Genomic DNA, 26,458 nt, shown 5'->3' with positions numbered 1-26,458 from the left:
TCGTTGCCATGGCTCAGCCCGACGCAGCGCCCAGCGACGCGACACCACTGGGTGTCTGGCCCGGCACCGCCTATCCGCTCGGAGCCACCTACGACGGAGCCGGTACCAATTTCTCGGTGTTCTCCGAGGTTGCCGACGCGGTCGAACTCTGCCTCGTCGCCGGGGACGGCACCGAAACCCGGATCGCGCTGGACGAGGTCGACGGGTATGTCTGGCATGCGTACCTCCCCGCGATCGAGCCCGGCCAACGCTACGGATACCGGGTGCACGGCCCCTACGACCCCGATCGCGGATTACGCTGCGACCCGAGCAAACTGCTACTCGATCCGTACGGCAAAGCGTTCGACGGAAACTTCGACAATCACCCGTCGCTCTACACCTATGGGCTGGACTCGCTCGGCCACACCATGACCGGCGTGGTGATCAATCCGTACTTCGACTGGGGCACCGACCGGGCGCCGAACCGGCCCTACCACGAGACGGTGATCTACGAGGCGCACGTCAAAGGCATGACGATGACGCACCCCGAAGTGCCCGAGGAACTGCGCGGCACCTACGCCGGTATCGCACACCCCGCGGTCATCGACCATTTGAAGGGGTTGGGCGTCACCGCGATCGAGTTGATGCCGGTGCACCAGTTCCTGCACGACCGGGTGCTGCTGGACCAGGGTCTGCGGAATTACTGGGGGTACAACAGCTTCGGTTACCTCGCGCCGCACAACGAGTACGCGGCGATGGACCGCGCCGGTTCGGCGGTCACCGAGTTCAAGGCGATGGTGCGGGCGCTGCACGTCGAGGGCATCGAGGTGATCCTCGACGTGGTCTACAACCACACCGCCGAGGGCGACCACCGCGGCCCGACGATCGGTTTCCGCGGCATCGACAACGCCGCGTACTACCGCCTGGTCGATGACGACCCGTCGCACTACATGGATTACACGGGCACCGGAAACAGCCTCAACGTCCGCCACCCGCACACCTTGCAGCTGATCATGGATTCGCTGCGCTACTGGATCCTGGACATGCACGTCGACGGATTCCGTTTCGACCTGGCCGCGACGCTGGCGCGGGAACTGCACGACGTGGACCGGCTGTCGACGTTCTTCGATCTGGTGCAGCAGGATCCGGTGGTGAGCCAGGTCAAGCTCATCGCGGAGCCGTGGGACGTGGGCGAGGGCGGCTATCAGGTCGGCAACTTTCCCGGCCTCTGGACGGAGTGGAACGGCAAATACCGCGACACCGTGCGCGACTACTGGCGCGGGCAACCCGCGACGCTTGGCGAGTTCGCCTCTCGGCTCACCGGCTCCTCCGACCTGTACGAGGCCACCGGGCGCAGGCCCAGCGCGAGCATCAACTTCGTCACCGCGCACGACGGGTTCACCCTGCGGGATCTGGTGTCCTACAACGAGAAACACAACGAGGCCAACGGCGAGGGCAACCGGGACGGCGAGAGCTGGAACCGGTCGTGGAACTGCGGTGTCGAAGGACCGACCGACGATCCGGAGATCCTCGCGCTGCGCGACCGGCAGAGCCGCAACCTGCTGGCGACGCTGGTGCTCAGCCAGGGGGTGCCCATGCTCGCGCACGGCGACGAGATGGGCCGCACCCAGTACGGCAACAACAACGTGTACTGCCAGGACTCGCCGCTGGCGTGGATGGACTGGTCGCTGCGGGAGACGAACGCCGACCTGCTCGCGTTCACCCGTACGGTGATCGCGTTGCGCACCGAGCATCCCGTCTTCCGGCGCAGGCGGTTCCTCGCCGGGGGGCCGCTCGGGTCGAGCGGCAACGCCCGCGACATCGCCTGGCTCACCCCGTCCGGCGAGGAGATGACCGACGCGGACTGGGACAGCGGCTTCGGCAAGTCGCTGGCGGTCTATCTCAACGGAGCGGGCATTCCCGAGCCGGGCCCGCGCGGCGAGCGGATCACCGACGACTCGTTCCTGCTCTGCTTCAACGCCCACGACGAGGCCATCGACTTCGCGCTACCCGCCACCGGCGACGGCGCGGCATGGTCGGTGGCACTGGACTGCTCGACGCCGACCGGCTCGGCCGACGCCGAGTACGCCGGGGGCGCCACCGTCACCGTCGAAGCTCGCTGTCTCCTCGTCCTCCGCCAGGCCGCCTGACCCGAATGCCGATGACCGCACCCGATTCCACCGAGATGCACGTGACCGATCCGGTATCCCTGCGCCGCAAGCCCGCCCGCCAGACGACGATCCGCAGCGCCTACCGGCTACAGCTGCGACCGGACGCGCTGACCTTCGCCGAAGCCCGCGCTATCGCCGAATACCTTCAGCAGCTGGGCATTTCGCACCTCTACCTGTCGCCGATCCTGACCGCGACGCACGGTTCCACGCACGGCTACGACGTCACCGACCCGACCACGGTCTCCGCCGCACTCGGCGGCCCGACCGGCCTCAAGGCGCTCGCCGACGAAGTGCGCAGCCGCGGCATGGGCCTGATCGTGGATCTGGTGCCCAACCACGTCGGCGTCGCCGACCCACGGCAGAACGCCTGGTGGTGGGATGTGCTGCGGAACGGCCAGGAGTCCAGGTTCGCGCACTATTTCGACATCGACTGGAGCCCGGGCAACGGCGCGGGCGGACGGCTGGCGCTGCCGGTGTTGCAGAGCGAGAACGACCCCGCCGCGCTCACCGTGGACCGTTCCGGCGCCGAACCCATGCTGGCGCTGCACGATCTGCGTTTCCCGATCGCGCCCGGCACCGACGGCGACAACGCGCTGCGCATCCACGACAAGCAGCACTACCGGCTGGTGAGCTGGAAGGCCGGGTTGTGCACCTATCGGAGATTCTTCGCGGTCAGCAGCCTGGCCGCGCTGCGCCAGGAGAACCCCGAGGTCTTCGACGTCACCCACCGTGAACTGGCCGCCTGGTGCGAGCACGATCTGATCGACGGCGTGCGGGTCGACCATCCGGACGGGTTGTCCGACCCCGTCGGCTACCTCATCCGGCTGCGCAGGCTCATCGGCCCGCACCGGCTGCTGCTGGTGGAGAAGATCCTGGCCAACCGGGAGCCGCTGGACGAGACGCTGCCGGTGGACGGCACCACCGGCTACGAGGCGCTGGCCGACTTCGGCGGCGTGCTGATCGACCCGCGCGGCGAACCGGCGCTCACCGAGCTGTCGCGGCGGGTCGCCGGGCACGGCAGCGATCGCGCGTGGATCGGCGAGACCGAGCACCGGATCAAGCGGGCGGTCGCGGAAAGCATTCTGGCGCCGGAGATCCGGCGGCTGGTCGCCGCGATCAAGCAGGACGCCCATGCCGAGAGCTTCGACACCATGGCACTGACCAACGCCACCATCGAGGTGCTGGCGTTCATGCCGGTGTACCGGGCCGACTACGCGCCGCTGGCCGGGATGGTCGGCGCGGTGATCGCCGAAGTGGAGAAACGCAACAACGAGCTCACCGCCCCGCTGGCGGTGCTGGTCGCTGCGCTGGCCGCCGACTCGGACGCGGCGGTGCGCTTCAGCCAGGTGTGCGGGGCGGTGACCGCCAAGGCGGTCGAGGACACCATGTTCTATCAGGCCGGGCGGCTGGTCTCGTTGCAGGAGGTGGGCGGCAACCCGGCCCGCTTCGGCCACTCGCTCAACGAGTTCCACCTGTCCAACAGTCAACGCGCGCAGCGCTGGCCCGCGACCATGACGACGTTGTCCACGCACGACACCAAACGCGGGGAGGACGTGCGCGCCCGCATCGGCGTGCTGTCCCAGGCCGCGCAGACCTGGGCGCGCAATGTCGAATCCTGGCTGGAGACCACGCCGGCCCCGGACGGCGCGACCGCGCTGTTCCTGTTGCAGAACATGTTCGGCGTGTGGCCAGCGGACGGCCGCCCCGCCGGGTCGGTGCCGGGCCTGCGGGAACGCCTGCACGTGTTCGCCGAGAAGGCGATCCGGGAGGCGAACGTCAAGACCTCCTGGGAGGAGCCGGACGCCGAATTCGAGGCCGCCGTGCACGCCTGGGTGGACGCGGTGATCGACGGTCCGGTCGGCTCGGAACTCGGCGACCTGGTGCACGAGCTGGCGCCGCACGCCTGGTCGGACTCGTTGGCGCAGAAGCTGCTGCAGCTGTGCGGCCCCGGCATCCCGGACGTCTACCAGGGCTGCGAGCTGTGGGAGGACTCCCTCGTCGACCCGGACAACCGCCGTCCGGTGGACTTCGCCGCCCGCGCGGGCATGCTGCAATCACTCACCGGCACACCGGCATTGGACACCACCGGCGCGGCGAAGATGTGGATCGTCGCGTATGCGCTGTGGCTGCGCCGTGAACGTCCCGACTGCTTCGTCGGCGGCAGCTATCGGCCGCTGTTCGCCACCGGAGACCACGCGAGCAAGGTGGTGTCCTACGCGCGCGGCCGCGCGGGCGAAGCCCCGGAGGTGATCGTCGCCGCCACCCGGCACAGCGTGGGCCTGGCCGAAACCGGATGGGGCGACACGTTTCTCGACCTGCCCGCGGGCAACTGGACCGACCGGCTGACCGGTCACACGTTCCAGGGCCGGGCCCGGCTGGAGAAGGTGTTCGCCCGGCTGCCGGTCGCGCTACTGGTCCGCTGAGCACGCCGACGCGTCGGTCACCGCGTCGACCTTCTCGAACAGCTCCTCCGGGAACAGGCCGCCGAGTTCCTCGCGCCACCGCCGCAGGTTCGCCGGATGGTAGTCCAGCGCGTCCTGGGTGCTGGAGGCCAGCCGGATGCCCTGGTCGGTCGGCGTGGCCATCCGGCGCCAGGAATCCCAGTGGAAGCGGCGGCTGCGCGGGCGGCGCAGCGTGCGGACCACATTCAGGAGCCGGTAGCCCATGCCGAGCGAGTCGTGCAGCCGCATGTGGTCCCCGCCCGCGGTGCCGCAGCGTTTCGACAGCTCCGCCAGCCGGTCCCGGTCGAACGCGAGCCCGACCGACTCCGCCTCGCGGACCATCCACTGCAGCGTGACGTCGGACAGGCCGCATTCGGCGTAGCCGCCGCCGATGTCGCTGTGCACGCCGGGGAACCACACCTGCTTGACCCGCTCGAATCCGCGACGGTACTTCACCGTCGGTTCGACCGGCACCTCCCACATTGACGGTTCGAAGTTGCGCCGCCGCTCGTCGATGGCCAGGGCTTGCCGGGCGCAGTGCACGTCGCGGGAGAGCTTGACGTCGTGGAACCGGTGCCGAAGCGACGTGAGCCCTGGCACGCCCAACGCGCCGACGGTGTCGAACACGCCGAGGAAGTCGATCTTGGCCTTCCTGGCGTACTTCCGGCGGAACTCCTTCCAGTGGGCGGGCTCCGGCGGATCCGGGTTGTCCGGGGTCTTCGCGGGCGGGCGCTGCCGATAGATCCGCAACGCCTCCGGGTACTTGCCGTTGATCATCGCTTCCGGGGTCATGATGCCGACGCGGCTGATCAGCCCGGCCAGGCTGCGGGCGGTGAAGGCGCCGCGGCTGAAGCCGAAAATGTAGATCTCATCGCCCTTTTCCCAGTTCAGGGCCAGATGCCAGTATGCGGAGGAGAGGTTCGCCTCGAGTCCGAGCCCGAAGGCGCCGCCCATCAGGCGGTCGGAGAGGAAGCCCCGGGCGCCGGGGCCGGACACGTAGGTGACCCATTGCTGGATCGTCTCCCCCGCGGGCCCCGGCGCGTCGAACCGTATCGTCTGCGCGATCTTGATGATGTTCGATACCGTGCTGCTCGACTCGGCCTTCCACGTGCCGTCGCAACACACAACGAGGCGTTTCATGGCCTCATCCTCCCGCCGCTGTCCCGCCGTGACCCGCGTAATCGACTACTCGAATTCATCGCGGGATGGGCGGGACAACGTTAATGGGCGAGGCCGGGTACGCGCGTCAAAGCCAGCTGGGATCCCCGAATACCGCGCCGGAGTCGTCCAATTCGGGTGTCGCGAGATCGACATAGGCGTACTGGCGCAGCGTCACCGGGCCGCTGCACGCGTTGACCCGGAGCGGGAAGTCGCGCATGACGATCTGGACGAGCTTGCCGGGGATCAGCTCCTTCTCGCGGATCGGCACCTCGACGACCTCGCCGGGGCCGAGGTCGAGGACGGCGACCGGGCCGATGTTGAGGAATGCCTGCGGGGCGATGACGATGTCGGGCTGGAAACCTATGGTGCCGGTGCCGATGTTCACGGCGCAGCCGACGTGATATCCGATCCGGAGCTTGCCCGCGGCGTCTCCTTCGAGCCGGGCGTAGGCGGTGCCGCTGACGAAGGCCTCCCTGGTCGTACCCATCATGTTCAGCGGTGGAATGCGATTGATCGTCTCGTCCCGGCTTCCGACCATGAAGGCCATCCCGTTGGGCGAGGTGAATTGCTTCTCGTGCGCAGGCATGCTGATGATCTCCGCGTCCCCCGCCGGGGCGAGCGCGATCGAAGGAACACAGGCCACGACAGTTCCCGCTGCTACGAGCAGCGCTTTCATGACATTCGACGGCATAGGGGAGGACTGTAGTAGCAGATAGCTATTACAGTGGCGCGCGACACGACGAGGGAGTGATCCAGTCGTTATGTCCGGTTACGACCCTCTCCGGGCCGAGGAACCCCGGCGGACAGCCGCCAGCCCACCGACCCACCACGCCGTGCCCAGCGCGGCCGCGGCCAGCACCGCCACTTGCGGCGATCCGGTGATCAGCGTCAGCAACAGGCAGGTCACCAACCCGACGACCACCGCGTCGAGCTTGTACACCGGCCACGCGCTACCGGCGATGTCGATCGTCGCGCCGCGTGCGGGAGGGTGGACCACTGCCATGCCCTCAGGGTAGTCGGAAACGAATGTTCGGGCGAGCGAACTTCGGTCCCGGGAACAGTCCGGATCACCACCGCGTTCCCGCAGACATGCCATTGACAGGTGAATACGAACCGAGTACCTCCGACTGGGCCCGCCAGCAAGCCGAGAGCTACGAGAACTCCGGCGGCACCGAGGCCACGACGTTGCAGGGCAAGCCCGTCGTCCTGCTGACCAGCAAGGGCGCCAAGACCGGCAAGCTGCGCAAGACCCCGCTGATGCGAGTAGAGCACGATGGCGAATACGCCGTGGTCGCCTCGCTGGGCGGCGCGCCGAAGCATCCGGTCTGGTACTACAACATCAAAGCCGACCCGCACGTCGAGCTGCGCGACGGAACGGTCACCAAGGACTACACCGCGCGCGAGGTCTTCGGCGAGGAGAAAGCGCTGTGGTGGGAGCGCGCGGTCGCGGTGTGGCCGGACTACGCGAACTATCAGACCAAGACCGATCGCCAGATCCCGGTCTTCGTCCTCACCCCCAGGTAGTCCGGACGCGAGGTAGCCACCGTGTCACTGCCACCCGCCGCAGCTTCCCGCCGCGGCAGGTGGCAGCATATTTCGAGTGTCCAATCCGCTCGAGGTCCTCGACGCACTGTCCGCTACTCGTCCCGCGCTCACCGCGGACGAGATCGATGCTGCCGCCAAGCGAATTGCCCACGTCATCGACCCGACCCCGGTGCAGCGCAGCGACCGGCTCTCGAAGCTGACCGGGGCGAACGTCTATCTCAAGCGGGAAGATCTCGGCCCGGTCCGCTCCTACAAGCTGCGTGGCGCCTACAACCTCGTCATCCAGCTGACCGAGGAGGAGCGCGCCGCCGGCGTGGTCGCGGCCAGCGCGGGCAACCACGCGCAGGGCGTCGCGTTCGCGTGCCAGACGATGGGGATCACCGGCCGCATCTACGTGCCGACCACGACGCCGAAGCAGAAGCGCGATCGCATCCGCGCGCACGGCGGCGAGTTCGTCGAACTGATCGCCATCGGCGAGACCTACGACGCGGCCGCCGCGGCCGCCGCCGACGACGTGGCGCGCACCGGCGCGACCATGGTGCCGCCCTTCGACGACGCGCGCACGGCGGCCGGTCAGGGCACCATCGCCGCGGAGATCCTGGATCAGCTCGGCTCCTCCCCCGACCTGGTGATCGTGCCGGTCGGCGGCGGCGGCTGCCTCGCCGGTATCGGCACCTACCTGCGCGAACGGTCCCCGCGCACCGGCATCCTCGGCGTGGAGCCCGCGGGCGCGGCCTCGATGACGGCCGCGCTGGTGGCGGGCGGCCCGGTGACGCTGCCGGAGATCGATCCGTTCGTGGACGGCGCCGCGGTGCGGCGGGTCGGCTCGGTGCCGTTCGCCGCGGTGTCCGGCTTCGGCGGGCGGGTGGTCTCGCACGCCTCGCTGCCGTTGCTGACCACCGCCGAATACCCCAAGGGCGCGGGCGCTTTCCAGATGATGCAGGTGGACGAGGGCGCGATCTGCACGACCATGCTCGACCTGTACCAGAACGAGGGCATCATCGCCGAACCCGCGGGCGCGCTCACCGTGACGGCACTGGCCGAGATCACCGTCGAGCCGGGGTCGACGGTGGTGTGCCTGGTGTCCGGCGGCAACAACGACGTGTCCCGCTACGGCGAGATCATCGAGCGCTCGCTGGTGCATCGCGGCCTCAAGCACTACTTCCTGGTGGACTTCCCGCAGGAGCCCGGCGCGCTGCGCCGGTTCCTGGACGAGGTACTCGGCCCCGACGACGACATCACGCTGTTCGAGTACGTCAAGCGCAACAACCGCGAGACGGGCGCGGCGCTGGTCGGCATCGAACTGGGCGCACCGGACGGGCTCGGGCCACTGCTGGAACGGATGCGGCAGTCCCCGATCCAGTGCGAGCGCCTCGAGCCCGATACGCCCGCCTACCGCTACCTGACCTGAACCGGCCCGGGGCGATTCTCGCCACAACGGTCTCGAACTCCGGCCACGTCGATCCGGCCGCCGGGGCTCACGCCGCCTTCGGCGCCTCCGTGACCTGCACCCGGCGGCGCGCCGCGCGCAGGCAGTTCAGCATGAGCGGCAGCAGCCAGAACGCCGCCGACTGGTCGTAATGCAGCTGGGCGACGGAGAGCCGGTTGTGCACGAACCCGACCGACAGACCCAGCCGCGGTTCGGCCCAGCCGAACGAGCCGCCGAGGCCGATGTGCCCGAACCCGGCGTGCGCGCCCGGCATCGGCAGCGAGTGGTAGCCGAGTCGCCACAGCATCGGCGCGTAGAACAGGGCGCGGTCGGGCTGGTAGGTCTCGATGCGGCGCAGCGCCTTCATGGTGTGCCCGCCGAGGTACCTGCGACCGGCCAGCACACCGTCGTTGGCCAGCGCGCCGTACATCGTGGCCAGCGCGGGGGCGGTGCACACGCCGTTGCCCGCGCCCAGCTCGGTGTCCAGGATCGGCGGATTCACACCCTCCAGAATGGCTTCCAGGCCGGGCAGGAACAGGCACCGCGTCGCGGCGCCGAGCGCGCCGGGAATCCGATGGCTGCGGCCCAGAATCGCTGCGCCGAGCGGCTTTCCGAGCGTGCTCAGCTGGGTGCCCGCCAGCGGCGCGTAGCTGATCGGCGCGTCCGCGGGCGGCCTGCCCAGGTGCAGGCCGCCGATGCCGAGCGGCTCGGCGACCTCGGTGCGGAACAGCTCGCCCAGGCTGGTACCGGTGATCGCGCGGGTCAGACCGGCGACCAGCCAGCCGAAGGTGAGTGCGTGGTAGGTGGGAACGCCGAGCAGACGGTCCGGTTCGGCCGCGGCCAAGCGCTGCTCCATGAGCCGGTGATCGAGCACGTCGGCCAGGCCGGTGGCGATCGGAGCCAGTGCGGACAGACCCGCTCTATGGGTCAGCAATTGGCGAACGGTGATCTTGTGTTTGCCGTTGGCCCGGAACTCCGGCCAGTACTCGGCGACGGGGGCGGAGTAGTCGAGCAATCCGCGGTCGGCGAGACGGTGCACGACCGTGGCGGAGATGCCCTTGGTGGCGGAGAAGATGAGGGTGCCGGTGTCTCTGGTCCACGGAGCGTCGCCAGCGGAGCCGACCCAGACGTCTACCAGCGGCTGGCCGTACCGATGCAGCGAGAACGCCGCTCCGGCACCTCGGCGGTTGCCGAACGCCCGCGCGAAAGCACGCACGAACGGTGCGAATTCGGCGGCAGCGCTGCCACCCATACCCGGGGGAAGAGCCGCGAGGTCCCCGGAAGCGACGTTGCTCATCCCTCCACGGTAATGGCGTGGATCACATCCGGCAAAGTTCTGTCTCGGACAGTTGTGAGTACGTTATTTAACAAACGCCCAGATAGGGGCCGGTTCTTACCTTTCCACCGCGGTCATCGGGGGCCCGGCGGCGCCGTGTCCAGCAGCGTGAACGAATGGCCGGGAACGGTTGTCGAAGAAGGGCCTACGATCGGAGCGTCCCAGGACAGCAGCGGCAGACCGGCAACCGGCACGGCCACCTGGTCCTCGCCCAGATTGCACACCAGGGCCAGCGTGCCGCGATGCACCACGATCCAGCGCGCGACCTCGTCGTAATCCACCGAAACATGGGTCAGCCATGGGTCGCTGAGCTCCGCCCGGTCCCTGCGCACGGCGAGCAGAGCGCGGTAGCAGGACAGCAGCCGGGCACCGGCCGGTTTTTCCAGTTCGTCCCAGTCCAGCTTCGAGCGCTGGAAGGTCCGCGGATCCTGCGGGTCGGGCACCTCATCGGTGGACCAGCCGTGCTCGGCGAACTCGTCCTTGCGTCCGGTCGCGGTCGCGGCGGCGATCACCGGATCGGTGTGCGAGGTGAAGAACTGGAACGGCGTGCGGGCGCCCCACTCCTCTCCCATGAACAGCATCGGCGTGAACGGCGAGCACAGCACCAGTGCGGCTTTGATCGCCAACTGGCCGTCGGTCAGGTAGGCGCTGGGCCGGTCGCCGACGGCTCGGTTGCCGATCTGGTCGTGCGTGCAGGTGTAGGCCAGCAGCGCGCTGCCCGGGACGAGGCCGGTGTCGATCGGGCGGCCGTGCGTGCGGCCGCGGAAGCTCGAATACGTTCCGGCATGGAAGAATCCGTGCGTGAGCGTCCGCGCCACACAGCGCAGCGAGCCGAAGTCGGCATAGTAGCCCTGCCGTTCGCCGGACACGGCGCTGTGGACGGCGTGGTGCAGGTCGTCGTTCCACTGTGCGGCCAGGCCGTAGCCACCGGCCGCCCGGGGAGTGATCAGTCTCGGGTCGTTCAGATCGCTCTCCGCGATCAGCGTCAGCGGCCTGCGCAGGTGGGCGGCGAGGCGTTCGGCGGCCACGGCGAGTTCGGCGAGCAGATGCGTGGCGGTCCGGTCGACCAGGGCGTGCACCGCGTCCAGGCGCAGGGCGTCGATGTGGAAATCGCGTAGCCAGCGCAGCGCGTTGTCGATGATGTGCGCGCGCACGTGATCGGACTGCGGGCCGTCCAGGTTGAGGCTCTGCCCCCAGGTGTTGCGGCCCTCGGTGAGGTAGGGCGCGAAGCGCGGCAGGTAGTTGCCGGACGGTCCGAGGTGGTTGTAGACGACGTCGAGGCAGACCGCCAGCCCGCGGGCATGACAGGCGTTGACGAACCGCTGCAGGCCGTCGGGGCCGCCGTAGCTCTCCTGCACCGCGTACCACAGCACACCGTCGTAGCCCCAGTTGTGCGTGCCGTCGAAGGCGTTCACCGGCATCACCTCGACCACGGTGACACCCAGCTCGACCAGGTGGTCGAGCCGCTCGATCGCGGCGTCGAAGGTGCCCGCCGCGGTGAAGGTCCCGATGTGCAGCTCGTAGAAGACCGCTCCGGCCAGCGGCCGCCCGGTCCAGCCCGCGTCGGTCCACACCGCAGGATCGAGGGCGTGCCGGGCCGAACGGGCGTGCACCCCGTCGGGCTGACGCGGCGATCGCGGGTCGGGCAGCACGGCCGGGTCGTCGTCGAGCAGGAATCCATACCTGGCTCCGCTCGCGGCGGGGACGTCGGCACGCCACCAGCCGTCCGGCGACCGCGTCATCGGGTGCACCACGCCGTCCAGGTCGAGCCGCACCGACTCCGGCCGCGGCGCCCACACCTCGAACACAGTCACCGCGCCAGCATCCCATGAGCGTGCGCGGTTCGCCGGGTACGAACACCCGGTTGGCAGCGGAACACGTCGCGAGCTGTCCGTCCGGCAAAGCGACAGCCTCGGCATGAACCCACCCACGCTGTCGGCCGGGGAATCCACCGATCCCTCGCTGGATACCTATCGCGCATCGACACGGACACAGCACCGCCGCCAGTGCCCACGAGCGCTGCGCGCCTCTGGTCTGCATGCGCGATCCCTGCGAGAGTGGGGGTGTGGGTATCTATGGCGAGCAGGTCGTCCCCCGGATCGTGAATGTCGCCTGCGGGATGCGGGTCAACGAACCGCTGCGTGAGCGCGTGTGCGCCGGGCTGCACGGACGGGTCGTGGAGATCGGGTTCGGGTCGGGACACAACGTGCCGTTCTACCCGGAGACGGTCGCGTCGGTCAGCGCGGTCGAGCCCGCCGACCTCGGGTGGCGACTGGCGAGCAAGCGCGTCACCGCGTCTACCGTGCCCATCGAGCGGGCAGGGCTGGACGGGCAGTCACTGCCCTTCCCGGACAACACCTTCGACTGCGCGCTGTCGACCTGGACCATGTGCACCATTCCCGACATCGCGACCGCGCTGGCCGAAGTGCGCCGGGTGCTTGTGCCCGGTGGAACCTTGCATTTCGTCGAGCACGGGCTGGCACCGGACCACACGGTGCAGGTTTGGCAGAACCGGCTGAACCCCGTCCAGAAGAGGTTGTTCGGCGGCTGTCACCTGAACCGCGACATCCGCGCTCTGCTGACGGCCGCCGGTTTCGAGATCCGCGAGGCCGAGTCGTTCTACGGCGAGGGCGCCCCCCGCTTCGAGGCCGCCCAGACCCTCGGCGTCGCTGTCTCGCCCTGAGGAGTTCAGACGATCCGCACCGACAGGGTGTAGGTCGCGTTGCCGCGACTCGGCGCCACGGTGATCGCGTAGTAGCCATTGTGCGGCAATGTGATCCGGCTCGAGGTCTCCTCGACGCAGAGGACGCGTCCGTCCGGGGCGGTGGTGCTGAAACGCGCATTGCCTTCGACCGAGGTGAGCTCGGTGCTCAGCGTCTGCCCCGCCCGCGCCTCGAGCAGATAGGTGTCGGCCTCGCCGCGAATCACCGCTCCGCTCACCGAGGCGCGATCCGACCCGGGTGCGAACTCGATCTCGTACACCGCGCTCGCGCTCGCTGCGCCCGCGCCGACGGTCGCGACGGCGAACGCCGCGAGCATGGTCACGCCGAGTACGAGCAGACGCAGGCTGCGGAGTATGGCTTGCATGATGATCCTCGTTTTCCGTAGGTGAACGGCCTTGCCCCGGTACTGTCCGCGAAACCGCCTGCCGAATGCTTAACAGCCGCTTGCAAACCGCTGGAAACCAGCAGCGGACAGATATTGGAATGATCTGTTCAAAACTGTGCTAGCGTGGCCCCATGGCACGACCCAGGTTGTTCGACGAGGATCGCGCGGTGGACGCGGCGATGCGGGCGTTCTGGCGCACCGGATACGAGGCGACCTCCACCGAGGACCTCTGCGCCGCGACCGGACTGGGCCGCAGCAGCATCTACAACACCTTCACCAGCAAGCGCGACCTGTTCCAGCGCGCCCTGCGCCGCTACATGGCGACCAAGAACGCCGAGACGTTCGAGCTGCTCGACAGCGACGGCGACGTACGGGCGAAGATCCGCGCACTCCTGTGGAAGATCGTCGAGGCGCCGGAAGACGACCCGCTGGGCTGCTTGGTGCTCAACTCGACCGTCGAACTGGCCCCGCGCGACCCCGAGATGGCCGCGATCCTGCGCGCCGACCACGAACAGCGGCTCGCCGCACTCTCGGCGGCATTCGACAACGCCAGGCGCGCAGGCGAGATCGCGGCGGACAAAGACCCGCGCGCACTCGCTCATTTCGTGATCGCCACGATCAGCGGCATGCGGCTGGCCGCCCGAGGCGGCGCCGACCGGGAGACGCTCACCGCCATCGCGACCACCGCGCTCGGCGCACTCTGAGCACCGCCGCGTAGCCACCAACCCTTTGCGCACCCAGCGGCAGCGTCGCCGCGGGTCCATTTTGGATAGATCAGTACAAAACAAGGAGGTACCGATGCCCCTGGCGATCTACGTCCTGGGTCTCTCGATCTTCGCCCAGGGCACCTCGGAGCTGATGCTCGCGGGCCTGCTCACCGAGATGGCCGGTGACCTGGGCGTCTCCGTGCCGCGCGCGGGCCTGCTCATCTCGGCGTTCGCCCTGGGCATGCTGGTGGGCGCACCCGTGCTCGCGGTGGCGACGCTGCGCTGGTCGCGGCGGACCGCGCTGCTGGCCTTTCTCGCGGTGTTCGTCGGCGCCCACGTCGTCGGGGCGCTGACCTCCGACTATTGGGTGCTGTTCGCGACCAGGGCGGTGGGCGCGTTCGTCTACGCCGGGTTCTGGGCCGTGGCCGCGACCACGGCGATCAGCCTGGTCCCTGCCACAGCGCGCGGCAAGGCCATGAGCATCGTCGCGGGCGGGTTGACCGTGGCCACCATCCTCGGACTTGCCGCGGGCACCGTCATCGGGCAGCACTGGGGCTGGCGCGCCGCGTTCTGGGCGGTCGCGCTGCTGTGCGCGGCGGCGATGCTCGGTGTGCTGGCGAAGATCCCCGATGGACGTCCGGCCACGGCGCCGCGGGTGCGCGCCGAACTGCGCACCATGGTGCGTCCGTCGCTGTGGCTGTCCTACGGCGTCACCGCCCTCGCCACCGGTGCGCTGCTGGTGAGCTTCGCCTACCTCGGCGCGTTGCTGTCGGACACCACGAAACTGGCCGACGGCTGGATTCCCGTGGTACTGGCCATCTATGGACTCGGCGCGTTCCTCGGCATCGCGGTCGGCGGCCGCACCGCCGACACTCATCCGCTCCGCAGCCTGTACGTCGGCATCGCCGGGGTGGTGCTCACCTCGGTGCTCTTGGCCCTGACCGCCGAATACGCCATTCCCGTCGTTCTGCTGTCGTTCTTGCTGGGCGCCTTCGGATTCGGCATCAACCCGACCCTGAACAGCCGCGTCTTCACGCTCGCGGGCGACGCTCCCACCCTGGCCGCCGCCGCCAATATCTCCTCGTTCAATGTCGGCATCACCGCCGGACCCTGGCTCGGCGGCCTCGCGATCGGCGCCGGCTTCGGCTACGCCGCGGTGGCCTGGATCGGCGCTGCCCTCGGCATCGCCGCACTCGGCGCCGTCGCGTGGAGCCATGCCCTCGACCGCGAACAGCCGGTGCGGGCTTCGGCGCCCGACACCGCACTGGCCGACGTGGGCCGCTAGCCCCCGGATTCAGGAAGTGAGGCAGCCTGGGCCGAGCAGCGCCTTCAGGTCGCCCATCAGGGCGGACGACGGCGAGACCCGCAGCCGTTCGTCCAGCTTCCACAGCGTGGTCTTGTCTCGGGCACCGACATGGCGGATATGGACATCCGACGTGCCGGGGTGCCTGGACAAGACCCGCTTGAGTTCGCCGATCTTGTCCGGCGTGCACATGCGGGTGGTGATGGTGACCGAAAGCGGTTTGGCCACGCCGACCGCGGACAGGTCGGGCACCGCGAGATCGTTGGCGATCAACGAGATACGGTCGTCGCGGACCGAGACGCGAGCCTTCACCAGCACCACGGCGTCCTCGACGACGTCCATGCCGTAGACCGAGTACGCCTGCGGGAAGAACAGCACCTCGATGCCACCGGTGAGGTCCTCCAGCTGCGCCGACGCCCAGGCCAGACCGTTCTTGTTGATGCGCCGGTTCACCGAGGCCAGGATGCCGCCGACGGTCACCTGCGTGCCGTCCTTGACATCCCCTTCCAGGATGGCCGGGATCTGCGTATCGGCTTGTGCAGCGAGGACATGCTCGACGCCGTTGAGCGGATGCCCGGACACGTACAACCCCAGCATCTCCCGCTCCAGCGCGAGCCGGTGTTTGGCCTCCCACTCCTCGTCGGGCACCTTCACGTTGAACACCGAGGTCACCGACTCGTCCGCGTCCAAGCCGCCGAACAGGTCGAATTGACCCATCGCCTCGGCCTTCTTGGTGGCCATCACGGCGTCGATGGCGTCGGAGTGGATCAGCATCAAGCCCTTGCGGGGGTGCCCGAGGGAGTCGAACCCGCCCGCCTTGATCAGCGATTCGGTGACCTTCTTGCTCGCCGCGATCGCGTCGATCTTGTTCAGGTAGTCGGAGAAGTCGGTGAACTTCGATTTCTCCTTGCGCGCCTGGATGATCGAGGCCACCACGTTCGCGCCGACGTTGCGCACCGCGCCGAGACCGAAGCGGATGTCCTTGCCGACGGAGGCGAAGTTCTGCTCGGACTCGTTGACGTCCGGCGGCAGCACGGTGATGCCGAGGCGGCGGCAGTCCGCGAGGTAGACCGCGGCCTTGTCCTTGTCGTCGCCGACGGAGGTGAGCAGGCCCGCCATGTACTCGGCCGGATAGTTGGCCTTGAGGTAGGCGGTCCAGAACGAGACCAGGCCGTAGCCCGCGGCGTGCGACTTGTTGAACGCGTACCCGGCGAACGGAAGGATGGTGTCCCACAGCGCCTTCACCGCGCCCTCGGAGAACCCGTTCGCGGTCATGCCCTCGCGGAAGCCCTTGTACTCGGCTTCGAGGACTTCGAGCTTCTTCTTGCCCATCGCCTTGCGCAGCGCGTCGGCCTTGCCCATCGAGTAGGAGGCGACCTTCTGCGCGATGAACATGATCTGCTCTTGGTAGACGATCAGGCCGTAGGTCTCCGCGAGGATGTCCTTGAGCGGCTCTTCCAGCTCGGGATGGATCGGCGTGATCGGCTGCCGCCCGTTCTTGCGGTCGGCGTAGTCGTTGTGCGCGTTCATGCCCATCGGGCCGGGACGGTAGAGCGCGAGCACGGCGACGATGTCGTTGAAGCCGGTGGGCTGCATGCGGCGCAGCAGGTCGCGCATGGGGCCGCCGTCGAGCTGGAAGACGCCCAGAGTGTCGCCGCGCGAGAGCAATTCGTAGGTCGCCGGATCGTCCAGCGGCAGGTTGTCCATGTCCAGGTCGATGCCGCGGTTGGCCTTGATGTTGTCCAGCGCGTCACCGATGACGGTGAGGTTGCGCAGACCGAGGAAGTCCATCTTCAGCAGGCCGATGGCCTCGCAGGACGGGTAGTCCCAGCCGGTGATGATCGCCCCGTCCTGGGGCCGCTTCCACACCGGGATGGCGTCCATCAGCGGCTCGGAGGACATGATCACCGCGCAGGCGTGCACGCCCGCGTTGCGGATCAGGCCCTCGAGTCCGCGCGCGGTCTCGTAGATCTTGGCGACGTCGGGATTGCTGCCGATGAGCTCGCGGACCTCGGCGGCCTCCTTGTACCGCTCGTGCTCGGGGTCCATGATGCCCGACAGCGGAATGTCCTTGGCCATGATCGGCGGCGGCAGCGCCTTGGAGATCTGGTCGGCGATGGCGAAGCCGGGCTGGCCGAACTGGACGCGCGCGGAGTCCTTGATCGCGGCCTTGGTCTTGATGGTGCCGAAGGTGATCACCTGGGCGACCCGGTCGCTGCCCCACTTCTCGGTGGCGTAGCGGACCATCTCACCGCGGCGGCGATCGTCGAAGTCGATATCGATATCCGGCGCGGACGGGCGCTCGGGGTTGAGGAAGCGCTCGAACAGCAGGCCGTGCGGCAGCGGATCGATGTTGGTGATGCCCAGCGCGTAGGCCACCAGCGAACCGGCCGCCGAACCACGGCCCGGCCCGACGCGGATGCCGACTTCCCGCGCGTGCGACACGAGGTCGCCGACGACGAGGAAGTAGGCCGGGAAGCCCTTCTGCTTGATGACGTCGAGTTCGTAGTAGGCGCGGGTGAAGTACTCCTCGGGCACCCCGCCGGGGAAGCGGCGGCGCAGGCCGCGCTCGACCTCTTTGCGCAGCCAGGAATCCTGGTCCTCGCCCTCGGGCACCGGGAAGACCGGCATGCGGTCCTTGAAGGCCCACACGTCGTCGTAGGACTGGACCCGCTCGCCGATCAGCACCGTGTTGTCGCACGCGCCGGGCACCTCGGCATCCCACAGCGCGCGCATCTCCTCGGCCGACTTCAGGTAGTAGCCGTCACCGTCGAACTTGAAACGGGTGGGATCGGACAGCGTCTTGCCGGTTTGCACACACAGCAGCGCCTCGTGGTTGGCCGACTGATCCTTGGTGACGTAGTGGCAGTCGTTCGTGGCCAGCGCCGGAATGCCCAGCTGCTTGCCGATGTTCAGCAATCCCTCGCGGACCCGCCGCTCGATGGACAACCCGTGGTCCATCACCTCGAGGAAGAAATTGTCCTTCCCGAAGATCTCCTGCCACTTGGCCGCCGCCTCCAGCGCCTCGCGGTCGTGCCCGAGGCGCAACCGGGTCTGCACCTCACCGGACGGGCAGCCGGTGGTCGCGATGATGCCTTCGGCGTACTGGGCGATGATCTCCGCGTCCATGCGCGCCCACTTGCCGAGCTGGCCCTCGATGGAGGCCAGCGAGGACAGCTTGAACAGGTTGCGCAGACCGGTCGCGTTCTCCGCGACCATGGTCATGTGGGTGTAGGCACCCGAGCCGGAGACGTCGTCGCCCTTCTGGCTCGGATCGCCCCACTGCACGCGCTTGGTGTCGAAGCGGGAGCCGGGCGCGATGTAGGCCTCGATGCCGATGATCGGCTTGATGTCGTGCTTCTTGGCGGAGTTGTAGAACTCCGATGCACCGTACATGTTGCCGTGGTCGGTCATTCCGACCGCGTTCATCCCCAGCCGTTTCGCCTCGCTGAACAGGGGCGAGATCTTGGCCGCGCCATCGAGCATGGAGTACTCGGTGTGGTTGTGCAGATGGACGAACGATCCGGACGAGGCGGCCAAGACGGTCCTTCCTCCCAAAGTCTCGACGGGGGTTGGCTGGACCGATTCTAGGGGTGCCCACCGACGGGTTTTCCACGGCGCGCGGGCGTCCGGTCCGCGCCCGGCGTGTCGGTGAGAAAGGTCACCGGCGCGTCCTGGCGACTCGCCGTGCGAGCGTCCGATTTCCGCGAGTGTCGGGTCGCGCCGAATGCCGGAACTCCCCCACCGCGGTCGCCGCACAGCGGTAGTCTCGGCCTTCCTCCCCACGACCGCGCCGGTCGGATCGGGGACGGACGCGCGGCATGACGGACACGGATGTTCTGGAAACCTGTGGAGGTGTCGATGAATTCGACGACAGCGCTGTTGGCCGTTCCCGCCGTGGCGGTGGCAACCCTGGTCGCGACGGCCGCACCCGCCGCGGCCTCTCCGGCCGTCGAGTTCGCCACGGTGTACACCCTCGCGCAGGGACCGTGCGCGGGCCAGGTGCAGATGTCGGTCAACGGCGACGCCTACCCCAACCAAGCGGCGTTCACGGTGAGTTCCACCCTGCTCGGCGCCGGGCCGTGCACTCTGCCGGTCACGCTGAACTGGCGGAATGTGGCCACCGGCCAGACAGGTGCGTTCCAGGTGATCGCCCACGGGCCCGGCTACTGGGCGAACAGCGGGCACTCCACCCTGTTCGCACCCGGTATCGGCCAGTTCACCGCGACGGTCGCCATCGGCGCCCTCCACTTTCCGGAGCCGGGCACCGTCGAGTTCACGGTGCCGCAGTACCAGGGCTAGAGCCGGTACGAAGGCCACGCCGCCAAGGGCGGCCCGAGCCGGTAGGTGGCGAGCACTCGGTCGACCATCGCCCATGGAGGTGGACCGAGCCGGTCGCATGAGCGGCCGCGCGGTCTGTTTCTCGGCGTCCGGGCCGACGGCACGGATCCTCGACGCGATAATCGGCTCATGAACCGCTCGCTCCGATGCCCGCCGTGACCACCGCGCTCGCCATCGTGGCCGCGGCGGCACTGCTCGCGGGCGCGCTGCTGATCTGGTCGCGCACCCGCAGGGTGGTGACCACTCCCGCCGAGCGGGCGGTGCACTCGGCGCTGCACACCGCGTCGCTGGCGGCGGTCCCGCTGCGCCGCGGGCTCACCGAGCGATCCGCGCGTGAGGCCGCGCCGCACCTGCGCGTGCTCACCGGCGCCGAGGCGCTCGCGCTGGCCGACCCCGACGGGACGCTGCTCGCCTGGGATGGTCCACACAGCGAGCTGGCGGCATGCTTCACCGAAGCCGCCGAGCGCGCCGTCGCGGGCGAGCGACCGGTGCTCGTCGCCGGACCGGGGCGCGGCGAGCACGCCGGGCGCACGCTGATCGCGCAACCGCTGCTGATCGACTCCTCCGGCGTGGCAGGGGTACTGGGCGTCGTGAGCACCGGACAGCCCGGGCCGGGGCGGCTCGGCGCGGTCGCCGAAGTGGCCCGATATGCCTGCGGCCAGCTCGAACTGGCCGAGCTGGACGCGTCGCGGGCACGGTTGGACCGCGCCGAGGTGCGCGCGCTGCGTGCGCAGATCAGCCCGCATTTCATCTACAACGCGCTGAACACCATCGCCTCGTTCGTCCGCACCGACCCGGCGCGCGCCCGCGAGCTCATCCTCGAGTTCGCCGACTTCACCAGGTACTCCTTCCGCGCCGCCGGCGAGTTCACGGTGCTGGCCGACGAACTGCGCAACATCGAGCGGTACCTCGCGCTCGAGCGGGCGCGTTTCGGCGACGCGTTGCAGGTCCGGCTGCGCATCGCGCCCGAGGTGCTCGGCGTGGTGCTGCCCTTCCTCGCGTTGCAGCCGCTGGTGGAGAACGCGGTGCGGCACGGGCTGGCGGGCACCGCGCACGGCGGCACCGTCAGCATCGTCGCCACCGACGCGGGCACCGACTGCGTGATCAGCGTGGAGGACGACGGCGTCGGCATGGACCCGGACCTGTTGCGCTCCGGCGCGCTCGATGCCGTCGACACCGGGACGGGCTCCGGCGAGTCGGCCCATATCGGACTGGCCAACGTCGACGACCGGCTGCGCGCCGCCTTCGGCGACGACTACGGCTTGGTCGTGGAGACCGCGCCCGGCGCGGGCACGAAGGTCAGCTTGCGCGTCCCCAAGTTCCGCGCGGGCATCCGGGCCTGAGGCGGGGAGCGCGACCGCACCCGCGTGGTGCCTCGTGACCGCCGGACGTCCGCCCCCACGCGCAGTACTTTCCTGACCGCCGCAGCTCCGCCCCACATGCAAAGGGGCCCGTTCAGCCCGCAGCGTCACTCAGCGCCGGACCCTCCGCCGCACACGCAAGCCGGGCCGATCCGCTCGACGTGTGCAGCCGGGGCAGCGCCATCGCCGGTATCCGGACGCGCCCTGACCAGGCCCCCTTACGATGGAGCGGTTGTGACCCGCGTTACCAGCAAGTCGGCGCTGCGCGTGCTCGCCGTGGACGATGAGAAACCCGCTCTGGACGAGCTGGTGTATCTGCTGCGCGCGCGAAGTGAGATCGGCGAGATCCACGCGGCGGGCGACGCCACCGACGCGCTGCGGATGCTGCGGGCGCATCCGGTCGACGCGGTGTTCCTCGACATCAACATGCCGGGCCTGGACGGGATGGAGCTGGCCGGAATCCTCTCGGAGTTCGCCAACCCGCCCGCGGTGGTCTTCGTCACGGCGCACGACGACCAAGCGATCGCGGCATTCGACCTGGGGGCGGTGGACTATCTGCTCAAACCGCTGCGCGAAGCGCGGCTGGCCGAGGCGGTGCGGCGGATCGCCGCGGCACGCAGCGCGCCACACCAGCCCGCGGCCGATGCGCGCACCGACCCGAGCGAGGTCATCCCCGTGGAGCTGGGCGGGGTGACCACGCTGGTGCCGCGATCGAGCGTCAGCTGGGTGGAGGCCGACGGGGACTATGCCAGGCTGCACACCAGCGGCGGCTCACATCTGGTGCGAATTCCGTTGTCGGCGTTGGAATCCCGCTGGCAGGACGCGGGCTTCCTCCGGGTGCACCGGTCGTATCTGGTCGCGCTGCGGCTGGTCACCGGGCTGCGGACGGTGGGCACCGGAACCGTGGTGTGCCTGCGCGCCGAGGGCGAGGCGCAGGCTGTCGAACTACCGGTCAGCCGCAGGCAGGTACGCGAGCTGAAACAGCGGTTGGTGCACCGCCACCGGCATCGGGGCACCCCGTGACCGGGCCGCAGCGTCCGGTGCGTCAGCGCGTCGTGCTCGCACAGCGGCGCGGAGCGCGGCGGGTGCGCACGCGGGTAGAGGTCGCCGAGCAGACCGAGTTCGGCGAGGCGCTCATCGGTGGGCTGATCCGCGCGCAACTCGGGCTCGCGCTGCGATTGGGTCTGGTGGCGATCGCTGTCCTGTGCGCGCTGCCCGTGCTGCTGCGGATCGGGACGATCGGTTCGCTGGAAGTGCTGGGGATCCGGTTGCCGTGGTTGCTGCTCGGCGGCGCGGTGTACCCGCTGCTGTTGCTGATCGGCCGGATCTATGTGCGGCTGGCCGAACGCAACGAGCAGGATTTCCTCGAGCTGGCCGAGGATTGACGATGCGCTCGACCCGAACCACCCGCGCGGAGCGGGCCACCGGCTACCGCGGCGGTGCGGCTGAGGCGCAGACTCCCGGCTCGCATCCGGGTGCGCCGTGATCGCGGGCTCGGCGCTGACCGTGGCCGCGCTGGTCCTCGCCGCGCTGGCCACGGTCGCGATCGGCGCGTACGGCGTGCGCCTCGCCCGCACCACCTCCGACTTCCTGGTCGCCTCGCGCAGCGTCGGACCACGCTGGAACGCCGCCGCCATCTCCGGCGAATACCTTTCGGCCGCTTCGTTTCTCGGCGTCGCCGGACTGATCGCCAAGTACGGGGCGGACGCGCTGTGGTATCCGGTGGGCTTCACCGCGGGGTATCTCGCGCTGCTGTTGTTCGTCGCCGCCCCGCTGCGGCGGTCCGGTGCGTACACGGTGCCCGACTTCGCCGAATTCCGGCTGGGCTCGCCGCGTTTGCGCAGGCTGGCGGCCACCGTCGTGGTACTCATCTGCGCGGTGTATCTGATCCCGCAGTTCCAGGGAGCGGGATTGACGTTGCACCTGCTGCTCGGCGTGCCCGACTGGGTGGGCGCGGTGGCGGTGGGCGCGATCGTGATCGCCAATGTGGTCGGCGGCGGGATGCGCTCGATCACCCTGGTGCAGGCGTTCCAGTACTGGTTGAAGCTGACCGCCGTGGCGATCCCGGCGCTGGTTCTGCTCGGGCACTTCCTCGCCGACGAGCGCGAACTGGGCGCGCCCGCGCCGCCGGTGGTGTCCGAACGCACCACGGTCGACGTGAGCACCGACGTGCTGGTGCGAGTCGCCGCCCAGCAGCGGGTTTCGATCACCGGCACCCTCGACGACCACGTGGTCGACGGCTCGGTGCCGCTGACACCGGGCACCCACGAACTGGCCGCGGGCACCCGGCTGGTGCTGGAGGCGGGTGACGCGGTGCCGGTCGTCGCGGGCGCGCCCGCGGACGGGACGGGCTGGCTGGCGCCGGGTGGTGGGCTGGGCGGGCCGCATCCGACCTATCAGGTCTACTCGCTGATCCTCGCGACCTTTCTCGGCACCATGGGTCTGCCGCATGTGCTGGTGCGCTTCTACACCAACCCGGACGGGCGGGCGGCCAGGGCGACCGCGCTGGCGGTGATCGGCCTGGTCGGGCTGTTCTACGTGTTCCCGGTGCTGCTGGGCGTTTTCGCGCGCCTCTACGTGCCGCAACTGCTGATCACGGGCACCTCCGACGCCGCGGTCGTGCTGCTGCCCGCGGCGGTGGTCGCCGGACTGCCGGGTCAGCTGCTCGCGGCGCTGGCCGCCGCGGGCGCGATCGCCGCGTTCCTGTCCACCTCGTCGGGCCTGCTGGTGAGCATCGCGGGCGTGCTCAGCACCGACATGCTGCGCGGCCGGATCCGCGATTTCCGCACCGCGGCGCTGGCCGCGGGCACGGTACCGCTGGCGCTGTCGCTGACCGTCGCGTCGCTGGATCTGTCCCGCACGGTGGGGTTGGCGTTCGCGGTGGCCGCCTCCACCCTGTGTCCGCTGCTGGTGCTGGGGATCTGGTGGCGCGGGCTGACCGCGGCGGGCGCGGCGGCGGGCCTGGTGGTGGGCGGTCTCGCGGCGGGCGGCGCGACGGTCGTCTCGGTCACCGGCGGGTTCTCCGGCGAGGTGGCCGATGGCTGGCCCGCGGCACTGCTCGGCTATCCCGCGGCGATCAGCGTGCCGCTGGCGTTCGCCACGATGGTGCTGGTGAGCGCGTTCACCCGCGGGCTCGGCGGCAGAGCGGTCGGCCGGATCTTCGTCCGGATGCACGCTCCGGAACGCTTGGGGATGGGCGCGGATCGCGAACGCAGCCTGCGCTCGGACTGATCCCGCCCGGCCACACGATCCCGCCAGCGCGGTGGGAACGGCGTGACCGTTCGTCGCGCCGCAACGACCGCTCACCGCATATTCGGCCACCTTCACGGAGTGACCCACGCCACAGCCTACAGTCGGCCCGCGCGCCTGGTTTACCGTCCTCGAGAAGTAAGCCACGTCACTTGGTAGGACCATTCATGACCAGTCCCGATCTCGACAAGCTCGCGAAGAGGCGAGCGCCGAGCGCAGCGGAATTCGCCGAAGCCCAGGCGAGCCCCCAATTCCAGGAACTACGAAACCGCCTGCGGCGCTTCGTGTTTCCGATGACCGCGCTGTTCCTGCTCTGGTACCTCGGTTACGTGCTGCTCGGCGCCTACGCGCACGACTTCATGAGCCGCCCGGTATTCGGCAACATCAACGTCGGATTGCTGCTCGGCCTCGGCCAATTCGTCTCCACCTTCGCCATCACCGCCCTGTACGTCCGGTTCGCCAACCGGGAACTGGATCCGCGCGCGGCGGCCATCCGCGGCTACCTCGAGGGAGACCGAGCGTGAACACCGTGCACACCTACGCCGCCGCCGCGACGGTCGGCAACCCGGTCGCCAATATCGCCATCTTCGGCGTCTTCGTCGCGATCACGATGGTCGTGGTCATCCGGGCCAGCCGCAACAACGCCAGCGCCGCCGACTACTTCACCGGCGGGCGCGGTTTCTCCGGCCCGCAGAACGGCATCGCGATCGCGGGCGACTACCTCTCGGCCGCGAGCTTTCTCGGCATCGCGGGCGCCATCGCGGTCTACGGCTACGACGGCTTCCTCTACTCGATCGGATTCCTGGTCGCCTGGTTGGTCGCTCTGCTGCTCGTCGCCGAGATGCTGCGCAACACGGGCAAATTCACCATGGCCGACGTGCTGAGCTTCCGGCTGAAGGAAGGACCGGTGCGCACCGCGGCCGCGCTGTCCACGCTGACGGTGTCGCTGTTCTATCTGCTCGCGCAGATGGCGGGCGCCGGCGGGCTCGTCGCGCTGCTGCTGGACATCTCCGACAAGACCGGGCAGTCGGTCGTGATCGCCGTGGTCGGCGTGCTGATGATCGTGTACGTGCTGGTCGGCGGCATGAAGGGCACCACGTGGGTGCAGATCATCAAGGCGGTGCTGCTGATCGCGGGCGCGGCGCTGATGACCGTCATGGTGTTCGCCAAGTTCGGATTCGACTTCTCCGACATCCTCGGCGCCGCGCAGAACGCGGTCTCCGATTCGGCGAACAAGGCCGTCGCCGCGCGCGACGTGCTCGCGCCCGGAGCGCAGTACGGCGGCAGCGAGACCTCGAAGCTGAACTTCCTGTCCCTCGGTCTGGCCCTGGTGCTCGGGACGGCGGGTCTGCCGCATGTGCTGATGCGCTTCTACACCGTGCCCACCGCCAAAGAGGCGCGGCGCTCGGTGGTCTGGGCGATCGCCCTGATCGGCGCGTTCTACCTGTTCACGCTGGTGCTCGGCTATGGCGCGGCCGCGATCGTCGGGCCGGACCGCATCCTGGCCGCCGCGGGCGGGCAGAATTCGGCGGCGCCGCTGCTGGCCTTCGAACTCGGCGGCGTGGTGCTGCTCGGCATCATCTCCGCGGTCGCCTTCGCCACCATCCTCGCGGTGGTCGCCGGCCTGACCATCACCGCGTCGGCCTCCTTCGCGCACGACATCTACGCCAATGTCATCAAGCGCGGCAAAGCCGGTGAGCGCGAACAGGTCCGGGTCTCCCGGATCACGGCGGTGGTGATCGGCGTGCTCGCCATCGCGCTCGGCATCCTGGCCAACGGACAGAACGTGGCCTTCCTGGTGGCGCTGGCGTTCGCGGTCGCCGCGTCGGCGAACCTGCCGACGATCCTGTATTCGCTGTTCTGGCGACGGTTCAACACCACCGGCGCACTGTGGAGCATGTACGGCGGGCTGATTTCGACGATCGTGCTGATCGTGTTCTCCCCCGCGGTCTCGGGCACGAAGTCCGCCATGCTGCCTGGATCGGATTTCGACTGGTTCCCGCTGTCCAATCCGGGCATCGTCTCCATCCCGTTGGCCTTCGTGCTCGGCATTGTCGGCACCTTCCTCGGCGGCAAACCCGAGGACCCCGCCAAGGCCGCCGAGATGGAGGTCCGCTCGCTCACCGGCGTCGGCGCCGAAAAGGCGGTGGTGCACTGATCAGTGCCCGTCTTCCTTGTCCCCCTCGCTCTTTCGTTAGGAGATTTCGCGTGACCAGCGCTACCACCGACAACCGCGACGACACCGCCTACCCGCCCACCCCGGAGTTCGCCGCCCAGGCGAACGCGGATGCGGGACTCTACGACCGGGCGCGGGCTGATCGGCTGGA

21 protein-coding genes are annotated in these 26,458 nt (G+C 69.2%); 14 read left to right on the top strand and 7 right to left on the bottom strand.

Translation table 11 applies throughout. The annotated features are described in order from the left end of the window. Window positions 1–8: 8 nt before the first annotated feature. The gene (glgX, locus tag ON34_RS09535; RefSeq protein ID WP_040777103.1) at window positions 9–2,129 is read left to right on the top strand and encodes a glycogen debranching protein GlgX; all 2,121 of its coding nucleotides are present in this window, start codon (window positions 9–11) and stop codon (window positions 2,127–2,129) included. 35 nt (window positions 2,130–2,164) lie between these two features. After that, window positions 2,165–4,573: a malto-oligosyltrehalose synthase gene (gene treY, locus ON34_RS09530; RefSeq protein ID WP_051022330.1), complete on the top strand. Its 2,409-nt coding sequence runs from the start codon at window positions 2,165–2,167 to the stop codon at window positions 4,571–4,573. Here the strand turns inward: treY and ON34_RS09525 are convergent. From ON34_RS09525 to ON34_RS09515, 3 genes are all read right to left on the bottom strand, one after another. Beyond that, the gene (locus ON34_RS09525) at window positions 4,559–5,731 is read right to left on the bottom strand and encodes a T6SS phospholipase effector Tle1-like catalytic domain-containing protein (RefSeq protein WP_040777101.1); all 1,173 of its coding nucleotides are present in this window, start codon (window positions 5,729–5,731) and stop codon (window positions 4,559–4,561) included. The two genes, treY and ON34_RS09525, sit on opposite strands and share 15 nt — an antisense overlap. 106 nt (window positions 5,732–5,837) lie before the next feature. Further along, on the bottom strand, window positions 5,838–6,443 hold the full coding sequence (locus ON34_RS09520) for an MspA family porin (RefSeq protein ID WP_245547957.1): 606 nt from the start codon (window positions 6,441–6,443) through the stop codon (window positions 5,838–5,840). Between the two features lie 78 nt (window positions 6,444–6,521). After that, window positions 6,522–6,755: a hypothetical protein gene (locus tag ON34_RS09515; protein WP_040777099.1), complete on the bottom strand. Its 234-nt coding sequence runs from the start codon at window positions 6,753–6,755 to the stop codon at window positions 6,522–6,524. A gap of 86 nt (window positions 6,756–6,841) precedes the next feature. Here ON34_RS09515 and ON34_RS09510 point away from each other — a divergent pair, with 86 nt between their 5' ends. Together ON34_RS09510 and ilvA are read left to right on the top strand one after the other, a co-directional pair. Further along, window positions 6,842–7,276: a nitroreductase family deazaflavin-dependent oxidoreductase gene (locus ON34_RS09510; RefSeq protein WP_040777237.1), complete on the top strand. Its 435-nt coding sequence runs from the start codon at window positions 6,842–6,844 to the stop codon at window positions 7,274–7,276. Between the two features lie 76 nt (window positions 7,277–7,352). Then, a complete protein-coding gene (gene ilvA, locus ON34_RS09505; protein WP_040777098.1) occupies window positions 7,353–8,708 on the top strand; it encodes a threonine ammonia-lyase IlvA in 1,356 nt (451 codons plus the stop codon). 67 nt (window positions 8,709–8,775) lie between these two features. On the opposite strand, the gene ON34_RS09500 is transcribed toward ilvA, so the two are convergent. Continuing rightward, the gene (locus ON34_RS09500; protein ID WP_040777095.1) at window positions 8,776–10,023 is read right to left on the bottom strand and encodes a serine hydrolase domain-containing protein; all 1,248 of its coding nucleotides are present in this window, start codon (window positions 10,021–10,023) and stop codon (window positions 8,776–8,778) included. Between the two features lie 113 nt (window positions 10,024–10,136). Then, entirely contained in the window at window positions 10,137–11,876 is a 1,740-nt protein-coding gene (gene treZ / locus ON34_RS09495; RefSeq protein WP_040777093.1) for a malto-oligosyltrehalose trehalohydrolase, read from the bottom strand. Between the two features lie 251 nt (window positions 11,877–12,127). On the opposite strand from treZ, the gene ON34_RS09490 reads away from it, so the two are divergent. Then, entirely contained in the window at window positions 12,128–12,745 is a 618-nt protein-coding gene (locus tag ON34_RS09490) for a class I SAM-dependent methyltransferase (RefSeq protein ID WP_040777090.1), read from the top strand. A gap of 5 nt (window positions 12,746–12,750) precedes the next feature. Here the strand turns inward: ON34_RS09490 and ON34_RS09485 are convergent, their stop codons facing one another. Then, window positions 12,751–13,149, bottom strand: a complete 399-nt coding sequence (locus ON34_RS09485) for a hypothetical protein (RefSeq protein ID WP_051022321.1) — start codon at window positions 13,147–13,149, stop codon at window positions 12,751–12,753. Between the two features lie 152 nt (window positions 13,150–13,301). On the opposite strand from ON34_RS09485, the gene ON34_RS09480 reads away from it, so the two are divergent. Both ON34_RS09480 and ON34_RS09475 read left to right on the top strand, forming a co-directional pair. Next, a complete protein-coding gene (locus tag ON34_RS09480) occupies window positions 13,302–13,874 on the top strand; it encodes a TetR/AcrR family transcriptional regulator (protein WP_040777087.1) in 573 nt (190 codons plus the stop codon). Window positions 13,875–13,968: 94 nt separating this feature from the next. Further along, window positions 13,969–15,162: a Cmx/CmrA family chloramphenicol efflux MFS transporter gene (locus ON34_RS09475; RefSeq protein ID WP_040777086.1), complete on the top strand. Its 1,194-nt coding sequence runs from the start codon at window positions 13,969–13,971 to the stop codon at window positions 15,160–15,162. 9 nt (window positions 15,163–15,171) lie between these two features. Here the strand turns inward: ON34_RS09475 and dnaE are convergent, their stop codons facing one another. Then, window positions 15,172–18,720: a DNA polymerase III subunit alpha gene (dnaE, locus tag ON34_RS09470; RefSeq protein ID WP_040777083.1), complete on the bottom strand. Its 3,549-nt coding sequence runs from the start codon at window positions 18,718–18,720 to the stop codon at window positions 15,172–15,174. Between the two features lie 321 nt (window positions 18,721–19,041). Between dnaE and ON34_RS09465 the strand changes: the two genes are divergently transcribed. The 7 genes from ON34_RS09465 to ON34_RS09435 all read left to right on the top strand — a co-directional run bounded on the left by ON34_RS09465 (window position 19,042) and on the right by ON34_RS09435 (window position 26,289). After that, a complete protein-coding gene (locus ON34_RS09465) occupies window positions 19,042–19,482 on the top strand; it encodes a hypothetical protein (protein ID WP_040777231.1) in 441 nt (146 codons plus the stop codon). A gap of 185 nt (window positions 19,483–19,667) precedes the next feature. Continuing rightward, on the top strand, window positions 19,668–20,864 hold the full coding sequence (locus tag ON34_RS09460; RefSeq protein WP_040777080.1) for a sensor histidine kinase: 1,197 nt from the start codon (window positions 19,668–19,670) through the stop codon (window positions 20,862–20,864). A 252-nt stretch (window positions 20,865–21,116) separates the two neighbouring features. Next, window positions 21,117–21,905, top strand: a complete 789-nt coding sequence (locus ON34_RS09455; protein WP_040777078.1) for a LytR/AlgR family response regulator transcription factor — start codon at window positions 21,117–21,119, stop codon at window positions 21,903–21,905. Further along, window positions 21,902–22,267, top strand: a complete 366-nt coding sequence (locus ON34_RS09450; protein ID WP_040777075.1) for a hypothetical protein — start codon at window positions 21,902–21,904, stop codon at window positions 22,265–22,267. The genes ON34_RS09455 and ON34_RS09450 overlap by 4 nt, the downstream gene beginning before the upstream one ends. A gap of 97 nt (window positions 22,268–22,364) precedes the next feature. Further along, window positions 22,365–24,113, top strand: a complete 1,749-nt coding sequence (locus ON34_RS09445) for a sodium/solute symporter (RefSeq protein WP_040777073.1) — start codon at window positions 22,365–22,367, stop codon at window positions 24,111–24,113. 185 nt (window positions 24,114–24,298) lie between these two features. After that, a complete protein-coding gene (locus ON34_RS09440; protein ID WP_040777069.1) occupies window positions 24,299–24,655 on the top strand; it encodes a DUF485 domain-containing protein in 357 nt (118 codons plus the stop codon). Beyond that, window positions 24,652–26,289, top strand: coding sequence for a monocarboxylic acid transporter (locus tag ON34_RS09435; protein ID WP_174372018.1), 1,638 nt, complete (start codon window positions 24,652–24,654; stop codon window positions 26,287–26,289). The genes ON34_RS09440 and ON34_RS09435 overlap by 4 nt, the downstream gene beginning before the upstream one ends. Window positions 26,290–26,458 lie beyond the last annotated feature (169 nt).

It is taken from the genome of Nocardia pneumoniae NBRC 100136 (genome assembly GCF_000308755.1).
Classification (GTDB): Bacteria; Actinomycetota; Actinomycetes; order Mycobacteriales; family Mycobacteriaceae; genus Nocardia; species Nocardia pneumoniae.
Note: the sequence above shows the minus strand (reverse complement) of the source record. Positions and strands in the feature narration are given on the sequence as shown.

Coding starts and splice junctions, on each gene's coding strand:
- ON34_RS09475 (WP_040777086.1), top strand. CDS start 13,969: ATGCCCCTGGCGATCTACGTCCTGGGTCTCTCGATCTTCGCCCAGGGC.
- ON34_RS09510 (WP_040777237.1), top strand. CDS start 6,842: ATGCCATTGACAGGTGAATACGAACCGAGTACCTCCGACTGGGCCCGC.
- ON34_RS09440 (WP_040777069.1), top strand. CDS start 24,299: ATGACCAGTCCCGATCTCGACAAGCTCGCGAAGAGGCGAGCGCCGAGC.
- ON34_RS09460 (WP_040777080.1), top strand. CDS start 19,668: ATGCCCGCCGTGACCACCGCGCTCGCCATCGTGGCCGCGGCGGCACTG.
- ON34_RS09500 (WP_040777095.1), bottom strand. CDS start 10,023: ATGAGCAACGTCGCTTCCGGGGACCTCGCGGCTCTTCCCCCGGGTATG.
- ON34_RS09480 (WP_040777087.1), top strand. CDS start 13,302: ATGGCACGACCCAGGTTGTTCGACGAGGATCGCGCGGTGGACGCGGCG.
- ON34_RS09515 (WP_040777099.1), bottom strand. CDS start 6,755: ATGGCAGTGGTCCACCCTCCCGCACGCGGCGCGACGATCGACATCGCC.
- ON34_RS09525 (WP_040777101.1), bottom strand. CDS start 5,731: ATGAAACGCCTCGTTGTGTGTTGCGACGGCACGTGGAAGGCCGAGTCG.
- ON34_RS09520 (WP_245547957.1), bottom strand. CDS start 6,443: ATGCCGTCGAATGTCATGAAAGCGCTGCTCGTAGCAGCGGGAACTGTC.
- glgX (WP_040777103.1), top strand. CDS start 9: ATGGCTCAGCCCGACGCAGCGCCCAGCGACGCGACACCACTGGGTGTC.
- treY (WP_051022330.1), top strand. CDS start 2,165: ATGCACGTGACCGATCCGGTATCCCTGCGCCGCAAGCCCGCCCGCCAG.
- ON34_RS09465 (WP_040777231.1), top strand. CDS start 19,042: ATGAATTCGACGACAGCGCTGTTGGCCGTTCCCGCCGTGGCGGTGGCA.
- ON34_RS09485 (WP_051022321.1), bottom strand. CDS start 13,149: ATGCAAGCCATACTCCGCAGCCTGCGTCTGCTCGTACTCGGCGTGACC.